2 protein-coding genes are annotated in these 1,377 nt (G+C 66.9%); both read right to left on the bottom strand.

Features of this window, described 5'->3' with window-relative positions:
- A partial coding sequence (locus tag D7V88_RS41495) for a hypothetical protein (RefSeq protein WP_147449152.1) occupies positions 1-746 on the bottom strand: 746 nt, incomplete at its 3' end.
- A 70-nt stretch (positions 747-816) separates the two neighbouring features.
- Positions 817-1,377 (bottom strand): hypothetical protein (locus D7V88_RS43470; protein WP_158625280.1); only part of this gene is annotated, 561 nt, incomplete at its 5' end.

The following is a 1,377-nucleotide window of genomic DNA, read 5'->3' as shown; positions in this document are numbered from 1 at the left end:
CCCTTGCAGAGCTGCATCGTCGAAGCGAGGGTTGCTCCTGCCTGCCCGGCGCCGACAGGTACGTCTGGAAAGGTTGCATCCAGGGAATTGGCCATGATGGACGTCGCCAGCATGAGAAGGATGGCCGACACCACCTGCCATGAGGCATAGCCGCAGAGGGCGGTAAACCACCGCTGGGCAATGCCTCCCCCTGTCGCGACTGTCACCGACAGCGCGATGGGCCCGAGGACGTAGAAGAGGGCCGTCATGATTTGGCCCATCTGCACCATCACCCAGTGCGCGATGATGGCCAGCAGCATGATGAGGGTGAGGCCCGTTGAGAACAGGAGCCCGCCAATCTCGGCAGTCACACCACCAAGCTGCTCCGACACCCAGGCCGCTGGCCGCGACGTCGTGGGCTTGTCGGGGTCGGCGATGATGGAGCGCGCGGTTTCGATGTTCGCCGTGCGCATCCGCTCCACCATGCCTCGCAGCGATTGGTGGTAGCGCGCGAAGGCCTCGTCGGCATTCAGCGTCTTCGCCGCGCCGCGGGCTGTCAGAATCACCGAGCCGAAGACGGTCTCGTAATTCGTCAGCAAGGCGATGATGAGGAGGAAGCGAAGGACGACCCCCATGAAGTCCCCCTGCTTCCCACTGCCCATGCCGAACCACGCGACGAGGAGCCCGAGAATCAGGGACGGGAAGAGGAAGCTCCACGCCAGGCCCTGCGTCTTGCCGAGCAGCTCGGCGACGGCGACGTTGCGCACGTCCCCGGCGAGTGCCACGGCGGGAGACAGGAGGCACAGGAGGGACAGAAGACGCGTCGAGGAGCGCATGCTACTCACCCGCCATGTTGAAGCCCTTGTCCGTCAGGACAGCGGGCGCGGTGGGGGCGAAGAGGTCCGCTGCGTGCTGAATCACGGCCTCCCGCTGGTGGATGGACTGCAAGGCCCGCTTTTGCTCCTCGGTGCGCGCGGCAAGCTCCAGCGCCTGGAGCGTGTTGCCCTGGGCGAGCTGGTCCGAGATGGCCGCCTGCTGCTCGAGGTTCGCGATTTCGGCGGCGGCGGCGGCGGCCTGACAGGCGGAGAGGTCACGGCCACTGGTGCACTTGCGCATCAGCTCTCGCGCGGTGATGCGCAGCACTTCGTTCCTGCCGACCTGCCCCTGGGCGGCAACAAGCGTCACCGCTGCCTGCTCATCCGCGACGCGGGAGCGCACATCCGACGCTGCCGCTGCCCCGTAGGTGTTCTCCAGCGCTGCCCTGGCCGAGGCCAGCGTCTGGGCCGCCTGCACCTCGGCGCACTGCCCCGCCGAAAGGCACAGGCGAACCGTCTGGGCGAGTTCGCCATTGGAGTGAAACCACGCTTCGCCTCCAGCAGCCGCCTCGTTGCGCAAGTA

It is taken from the genome of Corallococcus terminator, from assembly GCF_003611635.1.
GTDB classification, from domain to species: domain Bacteria; phylum Myxococcota; class Myxococcia; order Myxococcales; family Myxococcaceae; genus Corallococcus; species Corallococcus terminator.
The sequence above is the reverse complement of the archived record's forward strand: the minus strand, read 5'-3'. Positions and strand labels throughout refer to the sequence as shown.